We start from the raw sequence: 19,194 nt of genomic DNA, 5'->3' as shown, positions 1-19,194 counted from the left end.
TAAATAATCAATTATGCTTAATTCAGTATTACTTAATTGCATAATATTAGTCGTAATTTTTTCTGCAGATAAACCGTTACTATCCGATATTAATCCGATACCATCCGATACTAAACCGTTACTTTCTTTATAAATACTAACCTTAAAAAACATACCTGTTTCCTTAAATTCCGGCTCCTTTAATCCAGCACTACTGCAGGAAGAAATTATTCTTCTTATTCCAGTACCCCACTGCTCAATGAACCTTATCTCTTTGAAAAATCTTGCCAGTACCTTATTCCTGATTTCTGATCTACCTGCTTTTATATCTTCTATATCTAAAGTTTTAGATAGGAATCCAGGAGAGGTAATTTCTATTCTATCATCAAATATTGCAAATTTAAGTCCTTCTATTTTCCCTTTTTTCGCAATGTGAGTTTTTGCAAATTTCATAGCATCTTCTATCTGCTTATATAGAGGACCCTTGAATTCTTTCTGATCTATGAATTCCCCAATATCATTTCCTTTAAATCTTGCACATTTTATTTGCCCTCCTTATGTCCTCTAACATATAAAAACACACTAAAAAGTATAAACATTATGTTTTATAAATTATCTTTTCAATCGTTGATATTACTAGTTTTAAAGTGCTTATTAAAATATTCTAGTATATGTTAAACCATAGCGTGTACAACTCAAAATCCAGTGGTAGCAATACCGTGCGGGTTCAAGTCCCGCCTTCGGCACCATTGATATAGCGAGTCCAAAATCAACCTAGGTATTTTGCCTAGGTTGATTTTTAATCGGTTTTGTATTTCAGCTGCACGTACTAAGGATACCGACTTACTTGTAAATAACGCAATTGCTATAGATATTGTTATATTCATTTAAAGATTTTGAAAACCCTAAAATTTGTTCATACCAGTTGTTTACAGTGTTTATGACTTTTTTAAAATGTTTTAGATATTGTGCTTTCAACATGTTTTCCGTAATACTTTATAATATATTTATCATTAATTAATTTATTTTGTATATATAACAACATTCAATAAGTGTTTTACCAATATTTATTTCTTTTTCTGTTCCTTCAAAGCAAAATCCAACTTTTTCATAAAACTTACATGCATTTATGTTTTCTTTTAAAACCCAAAGAATTATATTTTTAAATCCTCTATCTATTAATGCATTTATTCCCCAATTTATTAATTTATAACCTAAACCTTGATTCCAATATGAAGGTAGTAAATATATTCCCCAAATTTCTCCATACGAGTCATCTAAATCATTATCTCTACATTTACCAATACATATAAATCCTATGGGTTTATCATCAACAAATATAAGAGCATCTTCTTCAATTTTTTCGGTTAAAGCATTATAAAAATATTTTTCTCTCTTTTCTGCACTTATATTATTTAAAACTGAGTCGGGAACAATTCCTTTGTATGCTATTTTCCATGATTGTGAATGAATAATTCCTAGTTCTTTTGCATCATCACTATTAGCGTAACGAATATATATCATTATATTACTCCCCCTTCATTCTTCCAAGCAATTATTACACCTATAAGTAATATTATTGCAAATCCTACAACCATCACACCTATTAAACTTACTTCTCCAGTATCCATCGTGGCTTACCCAACAACCATAAAAATAAAATAAGCACTAGCTAAAGTACTAATTATTCGTGCAATCCACTTAATACTTTTAATTTTTTTATCATTCTTGATAATAGATTTCAAATAATATTCACCTCTTATACTACTTAGTAAATTCTTCTACCTACTTTTATTTCATTTTCTGCATAACTCGACTGTATTATATCGCACCTGTCAGTTTTTTGTCTCAACTTTCACACTACAAAAAGCCAGCTTTTCCTTGATAAAAGTAGGCAGTGTAGATGTAAAACAGTCTAAAAATGAGTTTATTTGTTCTTTAGTTAAAGAAAGTTTTCATATAATACACTTTTAAGTAAATCTAAAATTATTTCTATATCTAGTGTTCGAAATAAATTTTCACCTGTAAATATAAGCATAAAAATGAATTTAAAAATCAAAATGCATGAAAAACCTTTTTCTTTACAAAAATTTGATTGTTTTAAGATAGAACCAATTTTATTTTTCTTAAAGTTTGTTATGATTCGATTATACCAAATAAGGGAATGTTCTTCTATTTTTTTATACTGTAGATGTTGAATTTATTGGCTAGTGCCTAAAAAATCATGTGCGAAAGTTAAGTTCTTAACAAATGAATAAGACTCTATAAATTTAGTTTGAATAATTTAAACTGATTTATAGACTTTATTTTTTATGAAATACCAGTAAAAACTTATCTAAATATAAATAAAAAATAATATAATAAATATCATTTAAATAATAGCATATTTTCTCGTTTCCTTTCGTTTGAATAAATTACATTTAAATTTCTCAATTTTTATTGATTTTATTCAGTATTTCATATATAATTTAGCCATATTTATTATAAACGAGGAGGCACATAATGAAATTAATAGTAAGAATTGTCCTTTTTCTTACTATTATACTTATTTTAACATATCGTATCGTTTATTAAGTGTAATAGTAGGATAGAGTTTTGAAATTGAAAATTTCAAAATCTCTACCTTACTTATTAAAACTTAAATAAAAAATTTAAAAATCATACTATATTATTTTATTTCATACCCTATATTTTTATAGCTTTTTATTCTCTTTTCATACATTCTTTTAAGAACAGGAACTTCTTCATCAATATAATCATATATTTTTACAACTTTTTTATTATGATATGTTCTATGTAATCTACCAGCATACTACTGTAGCATACCTTACCTTTCCATGATATAGGCATAACTAAAAATAATATATCCAATCTTGCATTATCAAAGCCTTCTCCTACATATTTTCCAGTTTCAATTATTAATTCGTTCCTCATCAGCAGGTATATTCTTTAATTGCTCTTTTACAGTTTCTCTCTGACGCTTTCCCATACCTCCACGCAAAATAACAATATTTTTAACAAAACCTTTAAATCGTTCTTCTAAATATTCAATATGCTCAGTTCTTTCTTAAAATAATTGAAGCTCTTTTTGCCTCTAATACATTTAACACATCATTAAAAATCATATCATTTCTATTTTCATCACCATCAATTCCATACATGTAGAATCCTTTAACTTCATATTTTATTGATCCTACATCTATACTTATAGTTGCTTTTTTATATTTGATGAATATACAACTATTGTTTTTACTTTCTTCGCTTCTTTATAATGAAGTAAGGCATCATATGCTAAATTTCCTTGTTCTTAATTAAATAACTTTAATATTGATATTTTTAATTTTTGTAGTAATCAACACTAAAACATATTTGAATCTGCTAATAATTCTTCTTCTAACTTTAAGAATTCTTTCAACTTAAAATCATTTTCCCCATTCACAGTAGTATTTTCCAATATTTCGACTATTTCTTTACAATCCTCTATAGCCCTATAGTATTTCTTCTGTATTTTATAAATTTCTAATCTCTTCTTTAAAGCATTAATTAAACTATTGTGTAAAACAGTTCCTCCTTTTATTAGTTCTCGCATAAGTATAATAGCTTCACTATAATCTTCAACTGCCTTATCATAATTCTGTTTGCCATTATACACATTTCCACGATGCACCAAAGCCTGCGTGATATAATCTTTAAATTGAAGCTTACCTTCCATATCAAGTTTTTTTGATAATTCAACTGCCTCATTACAATGAATCAATGCCTCATCATATTTGCCAGCACTGTAGTATGCACATGCTAAATTCATAAGAGAACTTGCCAAATAACTTGTATCTTTAAGCTTACCATATTCAATTAATTTTCTTCTGATTTCAGTAGCTTCTTTATAATCTCTAATAGCTTCATCATATTTCTGAACATTTAAATATGTTGCACCTCTATTCATAATTGAACTTGCTAAATAATTTTCATCCTTAAGATTTCCTTCTTCTTTTAGTTTTCTTCTTATAGAAATTGATACCTCCAAATCTTTAAATGCCTTTTCATTTTCTCCTATAAGTCTTAATGCAAGTGCTCTATTTTTTAAAACATTAGCCAACTCATCTACATCTTTTAGCTGATTAATTGAATTTAAATTTCTCCTAATTTCTATTGATTTATCAAAATCTTCTATGGCTTTTTTGTATTGAGTTAGAATTCTATAATCTTCCCCTCTTCTTTCATAAGCAATAGCTAAATCATTTTTGTCACTAAGTTTATCTTCTTTAAGTAAACTATGCCTAATTTTAATAGCCTCATTATAGTCCATTATTGCATAATTTGATTTCATCAAACTTCTATATGCCATGCCTCTATTTATGTATACTTCTGCAACTTCATTTTCATCTTGTAAGTTATTCTTCCTTATTAACTCTTTCTTAATAAAGATAGCTTCTGAATACAACTTAATTCTTATCTTTCTATGATACTCAATTACAGAATTGCTACCTAAATAATTTGCAATGTCTATAAATAGATTTGCAAAATCATTATTACAAATTTCTTTAGCATTATCTATTTTAAAGCTGTTATAATAATCTATAATATTTGATAAAATATATAATTCACCATCATATTCTTTATGAAACCACTCAAATTGCATACCTTCTAATTCTTTAATATTATTCCACCATTGTTCAATTAGTTTAACTATTTCTTCATTATAATTATGTATTACAGCCTTCTTCCATTCATCATGAGATATTGTAATTAAATTTCCACGATAACTTCTATCTACCTTGAAAAAAATTCGCAGGTCTGTTAAATGCGCTAATAACTTAAATGTTGGGCGATTTTCTCCCAAAAGATACGATATTTCTCTAAATGTTAATGGTTCAAAAGCAGTAGCTATGCTAACTAGCATTTTTATAACCGTACTAAAATATTTTTTACCATACATACTCTGTAACTTATTAAGATAGTATTGAAATAATTCTTTTCCTTTTGGAACTTCATCTATATTAAAATTTCCATCACACTTTATGAGCTCCTTTATAGCTTTCAAATATAAAAATCTTCTTTCGCATTTATTGAGTAAAATATCAGCAAGTTGTTTTTGCTTTTCATTGAATTGATAAACATTTTCTAATTGAAAAATATTTCTACCAATATACTGCATCAAAATTTCATTGTTATATTTATTTTCTCTATTATAAGAAATGCTTGCAATGGTTTTAATACTATTCAAGCAATTTTTGGTATACTCAGTTAATTCATTATCTGTACGGCATGTACATAATACATATACATTGTCATCAAGTATATCTTCACTAGGAATGAAATCAAAAATAGATACATCACTATTTGACGGTATTTCATCTAAACCATCAAGAATTAATAAAAACTTTTCTTTTCCAAAATATTTATTATGAGCCCTTGCATATTCATTTATAAACCTAGCAAATTCTTTTTTAGTATCAACAACTGATACTGATAATGGACTAATGCCACGAATAATATTTTCACCACTGCTATTCTGCCTTAATAAATCACTCAGCTTTTCTGTAAAACTTTCTACTCTATAACTATATGAATCATTTATATAATAACCTCTTATGGAAATATCTTTGATGTCTTTAAATTTATTTAAAGATAGTTCATCTAAAGCTCTCGAAAATGTAGTTTTTCCTGTTCCTCTTTCCATTTGAATTAAAATAATTCCTTTAGAGTTAGCATTAATAATTGAAAGTAACCAATCTTTAATATAATCAGGCCTTTGAAAATCATCAATTTCTTCAAGTTTATCAATTATATCAGCCTCAATAGCAGAATATGTTTCACAATCTAAAGAAAATTCTTCATAATCTATTCCATACTTATTATCACGATCTAATTCAGTATAAATTGCTTTTATTAATTCATTTATATTAGAATCGGCATTTGCTTTCTTCCCTTCAACATAATTTAAAATAGATGTTATGTTTTTATAGAAATAGAAAGTATCAAAAAAATATATTCCGTTTTCCTTTGTTAGTATGTATGGATATAATTTTTTCTTAAGTCCGTTTTCCTTTTCTAGTATGTATGGATATAATTTTTTATCATTTTCTTCTAATATTACAAAAATATCACTATTGCTAATTATCTCTGTATTAGAATCTTTACCTCTTAAGATAACCTTATTACTATTTGTACTCTGATATAAATTTATTTTACAATAATTGGAATAACATCTTTCAAAATGACTTTTTAAAACTTCAATTTTAGAATATAAATCCTTTTGAAATTCTTTATCCGCATCAAAACTTAATGCTCCATGACCAATTTGATTATTTCTCCATTGAACAATATTGTTTTTACTGAAAACATCAATGATATCTTTTAATATTTCTTTTATTATTAAATCAACAGTATCCAATTCTATAATTGTTCTAGCTAATTTTTCCCAATCTCCTAGTGAAAGAGGCTTTTCTAATAATGACATTAATATCTTATTTTCTTGTGAACTTCTTTCCTTTTTATTATAAATATCACTTGCAGCTATAAGTACTGGGAATTTTATTAATATTTCAAACAAATCTTTTACCTGAAAGAAAGCACCATAAGTTTTACCATTCCGCAATAAATCCTTTAATCTCCAATATTCATGTGCAATGATCAAAGGAAATTCATTAAACGCATCTTCCAACCATAATTCCTTTCTTTCACTCAAATTTATATACCAAACACTATCTTTTTCTGTTATCTGCTCATCCCTCAAATTTTTAACTGCTTCTAGTATTCTCCTCATAGGACCTCTTTTTACTCCCATTTCTTTATAATCTTCTTCTTTTAATTTTTCTAAATCAGTAACCTCAATTTCCTCTTCTTTAAAAATATCTATATACTTTTCTAAATCAATATTTCTCAAAAATTTTTCTATTTTCAAAACCTTTCCCTCCAACATTAAAATATGTATTATTTCATTTCTTTTTTTATCTTAAATATTAACTTTGCTCCTGTAAACACAAGAAATACTAATAGAAATGTTAATACTAGTAATGTGAAAAACGCATTTGAATTTACTGGCGGAAAATTTTCTTTTTCAATTATCTTTACCAATTCCCAGCCGCTTACAATAGTAGATATTACAGCAAAAATCAAACTTGCTGCAGCCACAAATTCTCTAAGCTCACTTTTACTTTTAAACTCCTTCATTTCTATCATTGAAGTTAATGCCTCTATTTCAGATTCCATTTCATTTAATAATTGTTCAATACGAAGTGTATTTTCAATCATATCGAACAACTTTGCTTGATGGGTTATATTTGAAGTCTCATTAAATACACACCTAAATTTAAAAAACACAATTTTTTCTCTAAATTTATATAATATATTTTCCTTATGTTTCTTTTCATACTTAATATATTCTTTAATTGTATTAGGCAATCTTGAAATTCGCATTGATAGATATAGCAAGGCATATCTCTTGTGTAGTCCCAATATATACATATAAATATAAGTACTTTTTAAATTCCCCTTATAATTCGAAGCAAAAAAACTATCTTTTGTGCTATAAGTTATATTACCTATTCCTTCTAAAGATACTCCCCAATAACTATTTTCAAACATCCTAAGTATCTCATTATTATTTTCTACATTAAATTCTAAAGGGCTTGGCCTATATGAGTCCTTAAAAGAACGTCTCATTCTAAATAAATATTCTTCAAGCATATTTTCTTGTGGTATTCTATCCAAAGTTACAGAATTGAAAACTAAACAATTTTCTGGTTTTTTAATTCTAGTAAAAAAAGTATCTACATCAAAATCGTTTGTAATATTACTAACAATTTTTCCACGACTAAATTCCACTTGAATATATTCAGCTTTTCCAAGTTCTTTATTATATTCACCCTTTTTATTGTAATAAATTTTGATGTTATTACTATGTGCAAATTTCTTAAAAAAGTAATTTCCATTTATAATATGCTCAATATCTACATTTGATTTCTTATCTACAAACTCAATTTCAAATAGAATAAATCCTACATTTGTTTCAAAAATATACATCTCCATAGACATAATTTTAAATGTGTAATCAGAATTATTCTTTACATACATTCTCAGTGTTTCTGTTTTTTTACTTGGTAATCCATACTTTTCTCGTACTTTCGAATCATTTAATAAAATATATTTTCTTCCTATTGTTTCTTTATTATTTTCACTGAATACCAAGTTCTCTATATGTGTAAAAACTTGAGTATTCATATTTTTTTGCCATTTCCATTCATTAGAAGCTTCAATACCTTTTATTACTTCACAATAATCTTTTTTAAATGCAAATGGCAGTATATGATAATTAAGTTGATTTAAGACTTTTGGTTCATTTGATTTGTTATTTTCGTTTCCCACAGACTATCACCCTTTTTAATACCATTTTTCCCTTTTATTGTGGTTTTGCATTTTCCCTTATTTATTAATCCAAATTCATATTCTTTAAAACTTCTCTTAATTTCTTTAATTCTTCCCTAGTTAAAGTAACACCTTTACCCATCTTTTCATGTTCGGGAGACCAATCTCTCAAATCATATTTAGGTTCTCTTCCATTCCAGCTAATTAGATTTAATTCTTTCTTCCAACCTTTTGGTGATTCCGATAATACTCCTATTTCTTCTTTTATTTCATATTTTATATCTGCCATTTTAAGTCCTCCATTTAATAATTATTTATATTTGAATAATCTGCTCTAAAATATATTTTATAATCATTAATTTTAAAATTAACTTCACTATAATTTCCTATTAATTATATCATAATATAGCAAAATATTTAATTTTTACAATTGAATTATTTTAATAAATCTATTACATATAGTAACTTGCTTTGTTTCAATTTGCTCACATAAAATTGAACTACCATAAAGACAAGCAACTGCGGTTTTTTATCCAAACATATAAATGCACCCAATATTAGCAGCTTAATTGCCAATATTAGGTGCTGAATTATATCTCTATTCCTTAAAATATTCCTTTACAAAATCAGGAACAAATTCTTTTTTAAATCCTCCATAAATAATTTCATCATTTTTCAAATAAAAGCCAACAATATATTCATTGTCTCCTCGTGCAAAGAAATAATTTCTTAAACATGTTTCTATTTTAGACTTATCACTTATTTTTAATTTTTTTATGTTATTATCCGTCATATTTGTACTCTGTGATTTACCATCATTTTTTTCTACAATAACATATTTAACATCTTTAGGCACAATCCTCGAATTTTCTAAATATCCTTTTTTGTATAACCATTTTTCAAATTCAGTATATGACTTTTTCCATGCAATCCCTAAATTTTCACCATATAATAATTTACTTTTCCCACCAGATATTGAAATGTTAATATATCCCCATTCACTTCGTTTATCGCTTATTTCCTCATATTTTTTATTAAGCAATTCATTTTTAAGTATATATATAGCTTCTTTAATCTCTGATGGTTTATTTATAACAAGCTTTTTATTTCCCTCAAGTGAATTCACAGCAATTTCACTAACATCATTATCACTAACTTTCAAAAGAGGATTTTTCATAACTTTATATTCTTTCGACTCATATATAGGTTTAAAATACTTATTATACATTTCTTTTGAAACAAAATATTGTCTATGCAATATTTCCCCATTTTTCAATCTATATTCAATAGCTACTCTTTCTTGTCGTCCTTTAATATTATATTTAATGTTTTTTCTGTTTTCTATTATGCTTTTATGAAAATTCCTTATATTTTCCAAATTATCTTTTTCATAAAATGTACTATATTCACCTTTACTGTGAAAAGAGTTATCAAAATATATAGATTCAACGTTATTTAAATTAGGTATCCTTCTCTCAAATCCAGTAATATCATGATTTATACCTATTAACACAATTGCAGCAATAGATGCAAATATTAAATATCCTTTTATGTTCTTAAATACTTTTAATGATTTCTTTATTATTATTTCAGCAATATAATATCCAATCAAAGAAAAAAGAACATATCCAAACAAAATCCAGTGTACATTACCACTTTGTATTACTCCAAAATAAAAACCACCTAACAACATAAAACAAAGTGTTACTCCATACTTAAATACAGGTTGCAATTTTTCAAAAGCAACTGCCTTAGATGCCATTTCTAATTTTCTTTTTTTGTATATAACCCTTGCACTCAACATCAAAATAACCGATATTGTAATATATATTATTACTTCCTTTGTATGAATTGTACTGTATGATAATGTGAATATTTTAGTTAAAGGTGAAAAATTTAATAAAGTTTCCTCAGACATAAAATCCCCACTTAAACCATATACAAAATATAAAACATTTTGTAATATTGACACCGCCAATCCAACAGGTAAAAATAAAAATATATAAGTAAGTATACCTTGTGCAGTTGAAGATCCTGTTAGCATACCAATAAAAACAGTAAAAAGAAATATTATTATGTTAAATATTATCGTAATACCTCCCCATGAAAAAACCATTTTTGCAGTAAAATAATTATCTCCAATGCCTAAAGTAATTTTTAATAGCAATGATACAATAGCAACAATTACTACTGGCATTATTAAGACTATCATGCCTGCAAATATATGACTATCATATATTTTTTCTCTTTTTAAAGGTAAGCAATGAATCATATCTACTGATTTTTTATATTGTATATATCGAAATAGTATTATTGCTGTTAAAACCGGAAGCGTTATCAAAAGACATATCTGTATAAATGATTTAAATTCAAACAAATTACTAATAGATATATATCCATAATTATTCTTATCAACTAAACTCATGAGTATTTTTAAAGGAATATCAAATAATAACACCAATAAATACGTTATTCCTATCCATGAAAATCTTTTCAAATCATTTAATAATATACCCTTGCTAAAAAATGACGTTTTGTACTTCATAGCCAACATCCCCCATTTCATATATGAATATCTCCTCTAATGTAAGCGGTAAAATATCCAAAATCACCGGTTCATATTTATTAAAATACTCAATAATATCATCTCTACTTCCTCTTACTATTAAAAGCATTATGCTTCCTATTTTATTTTTATAAAGAACATGAGGATTCTTCAAAATTTCTTCTGGAATATCACCTTTAAAAGCAATCTGTAGTTTATGCACATCTGCTTTTAAATCATCTAATTCCTTTTGTATTATAATATTTCCCTTATGCATGATTCCTATATGATCACATATATCTTCTAATTCTCTTAAATTATGAGATGATATAAGAACCGTCATATCTCTTTCAGCAACATCCTTAATTATCAAATTTTTTATTTTCTTTCTCATGACAGGATCAAGTCCATCTATTGGTTCATCCAAAATCATTATATCAGGCATAGTTGACAATGAAAGCCAAAATGATACTTGTCTCTTCATACCTTTCGATAAACTATTTATTTTTTTATTCACATCAATATTAAATACATCTTTAAATTTTTCAAATCTTTCACTATTCCACGTTGAATAAATACTTTCATAGAAATTTGCCATATTTTTAATTGTATACTGCGAAAAAAAATAATTTTCATCAGGAATAAATGCAATTCTCATTTTTACATTTTCATTTTCAAATACACTTTCATCATTTAACAATACTTCTCCATTATCTTGCTTATATATTCCCGCTAAAATCTTTAGTAGAGTTGTCTTACCTGCTCCATTTGAACCTAACAATCCATATATTGAACCTTTTTTAACATTTATAGTTACATTTCTTAATGCATGAATATTTTCAAATGATTTGCTTACATTCTTAACCTTTATCACCCTGTCTCACTCCTTTTACATTGATTTCTATTTCTGAAATAATTTCAATGATTTCATTTTTTTTCATACCCAAATAAAAAGCCTCAGATATAATTTTTATCAACTCATTTCGTAAATTCTCAAGCTTTTCAAAATTCTTAACATCAATTGAAGGTGTCACAAAGCTCCCTTTACCTTTTATAGAATATATATATCCTTCTCTTTCAAGTTCCCTATATGCTTTTTGTATGGTATTTGGATTTATTGTAAGTTCACTAGCAAGTGTACGCACAGAAGGTAATTTTTCATCAGCCTTTAATACTTCATTTATTATAAGCTGTTTAAATTTTTCTACCAACTGCTCATATATTGGCTGCCTACTTCTTAAATCTAATTTTAACATTTATGCCCTCCTTCCGTATTAACTGTATTAGTATAAGCAATACAGTTATATTGTATTACATGATTTTTAACTTGTAAAGTATTTTTTATACATACTTGCAAAGTTTTTTGAAGCGTATGATAATCTAAACAATAATACAGCTTTGATTAATTCAACAAAAGCGATTTAATTCAATATACTTCAATATATTTGATATGTTTACTATATTCAAAAAAAGACAGACATGCAAAAGGCTCACCAACCGCAAAGTTGGTAAGCCTTGAATTCAAAATCAATATGTTATTACTTTTCTATTTCCAATTCTATTTTTATCTATAACTTCTAAATATCCTTTTGGTATAGTTATTGTATTTGGATTACCATCTGAGATATATCTTGTTCTCTCACCCTTATCGAATCTCTTTATCCAGTCATATATGCCAACACCTTTTACATATTTCTGCAAATCACTTGCCCATATTCTATGAATAGACATAGGATTAAATTTAATATGATAAGGTGATCTGTTAGGATCCCATCCAACATTTAAAATTGCAATATTCCTGTACTCTACACCATTAAATTTTCCTTTTTCGAGATAAACATACAAGTCTTTATTTTTAGGTCTATTACCATAAGGTAATGCCAATGTATTTACTTCATAATCTGGAATATATTTATTCACCATATTTTTAATATCAGCAATTTCCCTTTGAATTCCATCAGCATGTGTTAAATTTAAAAAATCAACATGTGTTGCTGTATGATTCCCAATATCCATTCCCTTGTCAACTATGTATTTTAATTTATATCCTACATATTCCTTCTGCCCAAAAGGTGTATTATCATTAATAAAAAAGGTAGCTTCTAATGGGAAGTCTGGATGCTCTGAATGAAATTTTTCTAAAATAGCAACAGCACAATCAGGATCTATAGTTATATTTCCTTTCTTATCTTTAATAATATTAAAATTATTCTGCCATCCATCATCAAAAGTTATAACAACAGGTGTATACCCCGCTTTAGTCGTTATATTTCCTGTAACATAATCTCTTAAACTTATAGGTCTATACCCCTTATCATAAAGAATCTGTAAATCTTTTCTGAAATTATCAGGTGTCCTAGCAAGTTCAGCTTCTGGAGTAGAAATTGAATGATACATAAGTACCATTACTTGTCCTGCCTCATTAGGCTTTATTTTACTTAAATCTATTGTATCGCCTTTATTTTTATCATCGCTATTTTTTGATTTTGAATCATTATTATCACCTATATTGCTTTCTTTGTTCTCTTCTGTTTTACTTTTATCCTTATCATTTTCTTTTGTTTTGCTTTTATCTGTTTCCATTTTTGAATCTTCTTTTGTACTACCCTTATTTGTTACTGAATCAGTAACATTACTTTTGTTTTCATTATTGTTTTTACTAACCTTTGAATCATTGCACCCAGCAGTAACAAACATAACCAACAACATCATTATAAGCATTAATCTTTTAGTAATTTTCATATTTTTACGCCACAAAATCGTGACTCTACCTCCCTTTCATATTATGCCTCACAATACTAACTAAAGACTGTTTATTTACTTCACGTTTTAATTATAACACAATTATTAAACACTGTTCATCATTTTTATATTATTTTAACAACTAATCGACAAAAGTTGCAATAGCTCAAAAACTAAGAGGAGCAATATCTATACAACCCCTCATAGGCACTGTTCCTCTATTATAATAATATTTTTACATCATTATTTTACAAATATTATTTGAAAATTCTACTGGATCACTAACAGGCAATCCTTCTATAAGAAGTGCTTGATCATACAATAATCTCGTGTATAAATCAAACTTATCTTCATCTTTATCAAGTGCTTCCTTTAACGACTTAAATACATCATGTTTAACATTTATCTCTAATATTTTATCAGCTTTTATATCTTCACTATTAGGCATAGATTTCAATACTTTTTCCATCTCTATTGAAAGTTCACCCTCACTTGATAAGCAAACAGGATGACGTTTCAAACGCTTTGATGCCCTAACATCCTTTACTTTGCCAGATAACACTTTTTTCATACGTTCAAATAACTCTTTATTTTCCTCATTTGCATTATTGGTATTTTCATCGGTTTCGATACCCAAATCACCACTTGCTACTGATCTAAATTCTTTATCTTTATATTTTGCTAACATCTTTATGGCAAATTCATCAATATCTTCAGTAAAATATAATATCTCATAACCCTTATCTGCCACTAATTCAGTCTGAGGCAACCTATCAATTCTTTCGATTGAATCACCAACAGCATAATATATATATTTCTGTTCTTCTGGCATTCTAGAAACATATTCATCTAATGTAACCATCTTTTTCTCTTTAGATGAATAGAACATAAGCAAATCCTGAAGAATATCCTTATTCATTCCAAATTCAGTATAAATACCATATTTTAATTGCCTTCCAAATGATTCATAAAACTTTTCATATTTTTCTCTCTGATTTTTGAGTAAATTGCTCAATTCATTTTTAATCTTATTTTTGATATTTTTAGCAATCAGCTTTAACTGTCTATCGTGCTGCAATAATTCTCTAGATATATTAAGAGATAAATCGTCTGATTCTACTATTCCCTTCACAAAACTAAAATAGTCAGGTAATAGTTCTCCACACTTATTCATAATCAAAACACCATTAGAATACAACTCTAGCCCTTTTTCATACTCTTTTGTATAAAAATCATATGGTGTTTTTTCTGGTATAAACAAAATCGCATTATAACTTACAGCACCATCAACACTAATATGAATATGCTTTATTGGCTTATCAAAACCATAATGTTTCTCAGAATAGAAATTTTCATAATCTTCTTCAGTAAGTTCATTCTTATTTTTTCTCCACAAAGGAACCATACTGTTTATAACTTCTTCTTCGGTATATTCTTCATATTCATCCTCGCTACCTTCTTTAAGCTTTGATTTTGTTACATCCAGTTTAATAGGATATCTAACAAAATCCGAATACTTCTTTACAATGGACTTTATTCTATACTCCTCAAGATATTCGTCAAAGTTTTCATCTTCCGTATTTTGTTTTATTTTAAGTATTATTTCTGTACCAACAGAATCTTTTTTACATGGTTCAATTGTATATCCTTCTACACCATTTGATTCCCATTTATAAGCTTCTTCACTACCCAAAGCCTTACTCACAACAGTAACAGTATCAGCTACCATAAATGCAGAATAGAATCCAACACCAAATTGACCTATTATGTCATAGCCATCTTTTAATTTATTTGCTTCTTTAAATGCTAATGAACCACTCTTTGCTATAACTCCAAGATTATCATCAAGTTCCTCTTTTGTCATTCCAATACCAGTATCGCAAATTTTCAATATCCTATTATCTTTATCCGCTATTATTTTAATATAGTAATTATCTTTATCAAATTTTAAGGAATCATCTGTTAATGCCTTATAATAAATCTTGTCAATTGCATCACTGGCATTAGATATTAACTCTCTTAAAAAAATCTCCTTATGAGTGTATATTGAATTAATCATAAGATCTAATATTTTTTTAGACTCTGCCTTAAATTGTTTTTTTTCCAATTTAATCGCCCCTTTAAGATATATGTTTTATTAGCACTTGAATCTATTGAGTGCTAATTCCAATTTTAAAAATACACCTCAAAGAATAATTTGTCAATACCTTTTTTGTACTTTTATGCTAATATATATTTTACATAAGTTTTTCAAGAAGTAATAATATATTAAAATATTACTTCTTTGAAGTTATAAGCTTATCTTTAGTTAAAATATGATCAGCTATCCAATTCACCGCAAAATCCAATATTCCTAATATGTATTTATTTTGATCTTCATCTATTTTATCAAAATCTATATCACTTAATTTCTTTACAAACTCGTCATGCTCCACTTTCTGAGATAAAAATCTTTTATAACCTATTCCCAGCATATATTCTTCCTCAGTTTTAAAATGATATACTGTGTAATCCTTCAATTCCTCTAATATATCGACAATTTTACTGTATTTATCAATACAAAATTTGTCCTCTAAAAGTTCATATGCTCTATTAGTTATTTCAAACAATTTTTTATGCTGCTCATCTATCTCTTCCACCCCTATTTTATAATCATCTTTCCACTTAATCATATGTACTGCCCCTTTCCATAAATACTAATTTTTGCATTATACAATTAATCGTCATTTTATGCTACAACTTTAACAAGTAATTAAAACATTCAAACAAAATGCCACATTTATATTTCATTAATCCATTTGTTTACATAATTCATGAATTTTATAAAATCATTTAAATGATTTTTTAATATATCTATCATTATTTTCTCATCAATTCTCATATAGTCATGTACAAGTATATTCCTAAATGAAACCATATTAGCTATCTGTTTTGCAAATCTCTTAGGTAGTATATCTTCTTTACTTAATATTAATATAGCTTCTCTATAAGTATCTGGTTTTTCAATATCTAATACAGATATTATTATATTAGAAATATCAATAACACATTCAATAGAAATCTGTATACCCCTTTCAATCCCCCAATATTTTATCATATCCTCTTTCAAATTTTCTTCATTTACATTAATCGTTTCAGATTTTAACAACAATAAGTTTTTTTGAAGTTCCTTCATTTTTGACTGTATTGTTTCCTTTATATTTCTTGTCATACATTATCCCTCCCTACTGTATCTTTAATCCATTCATTAATATATTTCATTTGTATTTTTCTAAAATACTCCATATCCATATATTCTTTAAGCACTCTAACTTCGAAGTTAACTTTAATATCTTCATTTTCCATATAGATAAGCTTCCCATATTTAATTACTTGATGTTTTAACACTGAATTTGCATTGTTCAATATTACAAGATCAATGTCATCTCTTTTAAATATTGATGTCAATTCTCCAATAAGTTCAAGTTTACACATTGGATTATAATTTTCACCTAATAATACTGCAATATCTAAATCACTCTTTGCAGTGTTATTACCTTTTGCATAAGAACCAAAAATATACATCAGTTTTATATTATATTCCTGTACCAATTTGGCTAAATAATCATTTGTAATATTTATTATTTCTTCTAAATTTCTCTGAATCATTCAATTAACTCCTCATACCAACTTGTTAATATACACCACTTATATTATACCACGAAAATATAAGTTATTATAAACATTTACGTACATCAGCAATAAAATCTTTTAAGTTTTTATACTAGACTTTCTTATATTAGTATTATATTATTTAGTGGACAGATAAAATAAAGAAAAGGTGATAACAATGATAATAGTAACTTTGATAATTTCAATGGGAATTATACTGTTTTTAGCAAGTAAAAAAGTTAATATAGGTTATTCACTAATTATTGGTGGTATATTGCTTTCCCTTCTAAATGGCAGAAATGTTTTGAATATATTTAATATATTTTTGAAAACATGCTCAGATTATACAACTATTTCTTTAGCAGTTACGATTACATTCATTACTATTCTCGGATATCTAATGGAAAAATACTTTATTTTAGATAGAATGATGATTGCACTTGAAAAAATGTTAAGAAGTACAAAAGCAACAATATTATTCGCACCTTCAATTATTGGTACACTCTTAGTAACTGGTGGAGCATTGATGTCTTGCCCTGTTGTAGATAATCTAGGTGAAAGATTAAATTTATCAAGAGATAAAAAAGCTGCAATCAATCTTGTTTTTAGACATGCACTTTATTTCATTTATCCCTTATCACCTACTATAATTTTATCAACTCAAATAGGTAACTATAATATTTGGGATTTTATTAAACTTCAACTTCCAATTGCTTTAGCTATGTATGCATTTGGATATATATTTCTTTTGAAAAAATGCATTAATCCAAGCATTGAAAAAATGAACGTCAAACAATATTTTAAAACCATTTATGAATTTATATTTTATTCATCACCAATATTGATAAGTTTAATAGGTGTTTTGATTCTAAATTTACCTTTTTATATTTCTCTAATATTAGGTATACTATTAAGTATTTCTATAAATCTTTACGATAGAAATCATGATACTAAATTCAAAATTAATGAAAGTACATTTAAAACCATAATTAAAGGTATCAAACCCTCTATGATAATTGCAGTATTAGGTATTATGTTCTTTAAGAATATTGTAAATGATATTAATGAAATATTTACGTTTTTGCATAGCCTATTAGACATGGGTGTTCCTTTAGAAGTGTTAATATTAATAGCCAGCGGGATTATTTCTTTCCCACTAGCATCTATTCAACCAAGCATAGCAATATTATATCCAATGATATTGCCATTAGCACCAAACTATCATGTAAAACTTTTGTATGCAATGCTTATATATACTAGTTCATTTGTTTTTTATTTTATTTCACCACTACATATGTGCCAAGTTCTTACATTAGAATACTTTGACGTGAAAATTAAAGATTTGTACAAAAACTACGTTTATATATTGCCTTTAATATACTTAGTAATGATAGCAGTATATATAGTGAATATGCTATAACCCATACAAGTGAATAGAGAATAAGGAATAATGAATAGTAAAGGTTGAAATTGCTTCGCAATTTCTTACAAACAAGAATGCCAGTTGATAGTGGTTTAGTTAATTTCGAAATTACTGTGTAATTTCTTCAAAAGTAGATTGCCAAAGCAGATTGTGACTTTAATGAAAATTAATACTTAGAACTTTCTTCTTACTACATATATTAGTTTTCAAGTCACAAATTTATATTGGAAACTGGAGACTAAAACAAAGTCACTAGTCGCCAAACCATATTGTAACTTAGTCAGAGAATAAATACCAGTACCTTGTTTTCCATCCTAGCATCCAATGTCATAAACTTAAGATTGAATAAAATTGAAAATCAAATAATAAATATTCAGAAAATAAGATTTTAAATAAAATTCCTTTATAATCAATATTGCATCATTAAGTATTGACGGAGGAATTTTATTATGGCTAAAATTAATAATTTTAAAGAAGGAATTAAAGC

At 26.6% G+C, this 19,194-nt stretch carries 14 protein-coding genes and 1 pseudogene; 1 reads left to right on the top strand and 14 read right to left on the bottom strand.

What is annotated here, in order from left to right; translation table 11 throughout:
• Positions 1 to 147: 147 nt before the first annotated feature.
• The 14 genes and pseudogenes from CLTEP_RS15310 to mntA form a co-directional block, all read right to left on the bottom strand.
• A pseudogene (locus tag CLTEP_RS15310) lies at positions 148 to 432 on the bottom strand (ATP-binding protein); the annotation flags it as partial.
• Between the two features lie 564 nt (positions 433 to 996).
• Positions 997 to 1,503: a GNAT family N-acetyltransferase gene (locus CLTEP_RS10140; protein WP_066826427.1), complete on the bottom strand. Its 507-nt coding sequence runs from the start codon at positions 1,501 to 1,503 to the stop codon at positions 997 to 999.
• Positions 1,504 to 2,745: 1,242 nt separating this feature from the next.
• Positions 2,746 to 2,913: a hypothetical protein gene (locus CLTEP_RS14890; protein ID WP_161938367.1), complete on the bottom strand. Its 168-nt coding sequence runs from the start codon at positions 2,911 to 2,913 to the stop codon at positions 2,746 to 2,748.
• 424 nt (positions 2,914 to 3,337) lie between these two features.
• Complete coding sequence (locus CLTEP_RS10135) at positions 3,338 to 6,883, bottom strand: tetratricopeptide repeat protein (RefSeq protein ID WP_066826425.1); 3,546 nt, start codon at positions 6,881 to 6,883, stop codon at positions 3,338 to 3,340.
• Between the two features lie 29 nt (positions 6,884 to 6,912).
• A complete protein-coding gene (locus tag CLTEP_RS10130; RefSeq protein WP_066826423.1) occupies positions 6,913 to 8,346 on the bottom strand; it encodes a hypothetical protein in 1,434 nt (477 codons plus the stop codon).
• Between the two features lie 64 nt (positions 8,347 to 8,410).
• Positions 8,411 to 8,635, bottom strand: coding sequence for a YdbC family protein (locus tag CLTEP_RS10125; protein WP_066826421.1), 225 nt, complete (start codon positions 8,633 to 8,635; stop codon positions 8,411 to 8,413).
• Positions 8,636 to 8,944: 309 nt separating this feature from the next.
• Positions 8,945 to 10,891: a DUF6449 domain-containing protein gene (locus tag CLTEP_RS10120; RefSeq protein ID WP_066826418.1), complete on the bottom strand. Its 1,947-nt coding sequence runs from the start codon at positions 10,889 to 10,891 to the stop codon at positions 8,945 to 8,947.
• A complete protein-coding gene (locus tag CLTEP_RS10115) occupies positions 10,866 to 11,765 on the bottom strand; it encodes an ABC transporter ATP-binding protein (RefSeq protein WP_066826415.1) in 900 nt (299 codons plus the stop codon). Before CLTEP_RS10115 ends, CLTEP_RS10120 begins: the two co-directional genes overlap by 26 nt.
• Positions 11,752 to 12,147 carry a GntR family transcriptional regulator gene (locus CLTEP_RS10110; RefSeq protein WP_066826412.1) on the bottom strand — a complete coding sequence of 132 codons (396 nt, stop codon included), beginning with the start codon at positions 12,145 to 12,147 and terminating at the stop codon, positions 11,752 to 11,754. Before CLTEP_RS10110 ends, CLTEP_RS10115 begins: the two co-directional genes overlap by 14 nt.
• 271 nt (positions 12,148 to 12,418) lie before the next feature.
• The gene (locus CLTEP_RS10105; protein WP_207644328.1) at positions 12,419 to 13,648 is read right to left on the bottom strand and encodes a polysaccharide deacetylase family protein; all 1,230 of its coding nucleotides are present in this window, start codon (positions 13,646 to 13,648) and stop codon (positions 12,419 to 12,421) included.
• Positions 13,649 to 13,868: 220 nt separating this feature from the next.
• Positions 13,869 to 15,740: a molecular chaperone HtpG gene (gene htpG, locus CLTEP_RS10100; RefSeq protein ID WP_066826407.1), complete on the bottom strand. Its 1,872-nt coding sequence runs from the start codon at positions 15,738 to 15,740 to the stop codon at positions 13,869 to 13,871.
• Between the two features lie 169 nt (positions 15,741 to 15,909).
• Positions 15,910 to 16,305: a bacteriohemerythrin gene (locus CLTEP_RS10095; RefSeq protein WP_066826404.1), complete on the bottom strand. Its 396-nt coding sequence runs from the start codon at positions 16,303 to 16,305 to the stop codon at positions 15,910 to 15,912.
• Positions 16,306 to 16,412: 107 nt separating this feature from the next.
• Positions 16,413 to 16,844 carry a type VII toxin-antitoxin system HepT family RNase toxin gene (hepT, locus tag CLTEP_RS10090; protein ID WP_066826401.1) on the bottom strand — a complete coding sequence of 144 codons (432 nt, stop codon included), beginning with the start codon at positions 16,842 to 16,844 and terminating at the stop codon, positions 16,413 to 16,415.
• Positions 16,841 to 17,281, bottom strand: coding sequence for a type VII toxin-antitoxin system MntA family adenylyltransferase antitoxin (mntA, locus tag CLTEP_RS10085; protein WP_066826399.1), 441 nt, complete (start codon positions 17,279 to 17,281; stop codon positions 16,841 to 16,843). The genes hepT and mntA overlap by 4 nt, the downstream gene beginning before the upstream one ends.
• A 181-nt stretch (positions 17,282 to 17,462) precedes the next feature.
• On the opposite strand from mntA, the gene CLTEP_RS10080 reads away from it, so the two are divergent.
• The gene (locus tag CLTEP_RS10080; protein ID WP_066826397.1) at positions 17,463 to 18,704 is read left to right on the top strand and encodes a DUF401 family protein; all 1,242 of its coding nucleotides are present in this window, start codon (positions 17,463 to 17,465) and stop codon (positions 18,702 to 18,704) included.
• Positions 18,705 to 19,194: the final 490 nt, after the last annotated feature.

The sequence above is a fragment of the Clostridium tepidiprofundi DSM 19306 genome (genome assembly GCF_001594005.1).
In the GTDB taxonomy this organism is placed as follows: Bacteria; Bacillota; Clostridia; order Clostridiales; family Clostridiaceae; genus Clostridium_AC; species Clostridium_AC tepidiprofundi.
This window is presented reverse-complemented; position numbering and strand designations above follow the sequence as displayed.

Coding starts and splice junctions, on each gene's coding strand:
- CLTEP_RS10140 (WP_066826427.1), bottom strand. CDS start 1,503: ATGATATATATTCGTTACGCTAATAGTGATGATGCAAAAGAACTAGGA.
- CLTEP_RS14890 (WP_161938367.1), bottom strand. CDS start 2,913: ATGAGGAACGAATTAATAATTGAAACTGGAAAATATGTAGGAGAAGGC.
- CLTEP_RS10125 (WP_066826421.1), bottom strand. CDS start 8,635: ATGGCAGATATAAAATATGAAATAAAAGAAGAAATAGGAGTATTATCG.
- CLTEP_RS10120 (WP_066826418.1), bottom strand. CDS start 10,891: ATGAAGTACAAAACGTCATTTTTTAGCAAGGGTATATTATTAAATGAT.
- CLTEP_RS10110 (WP_066826412.1), bottom strand. CDS start 12,147: ATGTTAAAATTAGATTTAAGAAGTAGGCAGCCAATATATGAGCAGTTG.
- CLTEP_RS10095 (WP_066826404.1), bottom strand. CDS start 16,305: ATGATTAAGTGGAAAGATGATTATAAAATAGGGGTGGAAGAGATAGAT.
- hepT (WP_066826401.1), bottom strand. CDS start 16,844: ATGACAAGAAATATAAAGGAAACAATACAGTCAAAAATGAAGGAACTT.
- mntA (WP_066826399.1), bottom strand. CDS start 17,281: ATGATTCAGAGAAATTTAGAAGAAATAATAAATATTACAAATGATTAT.
- CLTEP_RS10080 (WP_066826397.1), top strand. CDS start 17,463: ATGATAATAGTAACTTTGATAATTTCAATGGGAATTATACTGTTTTTA.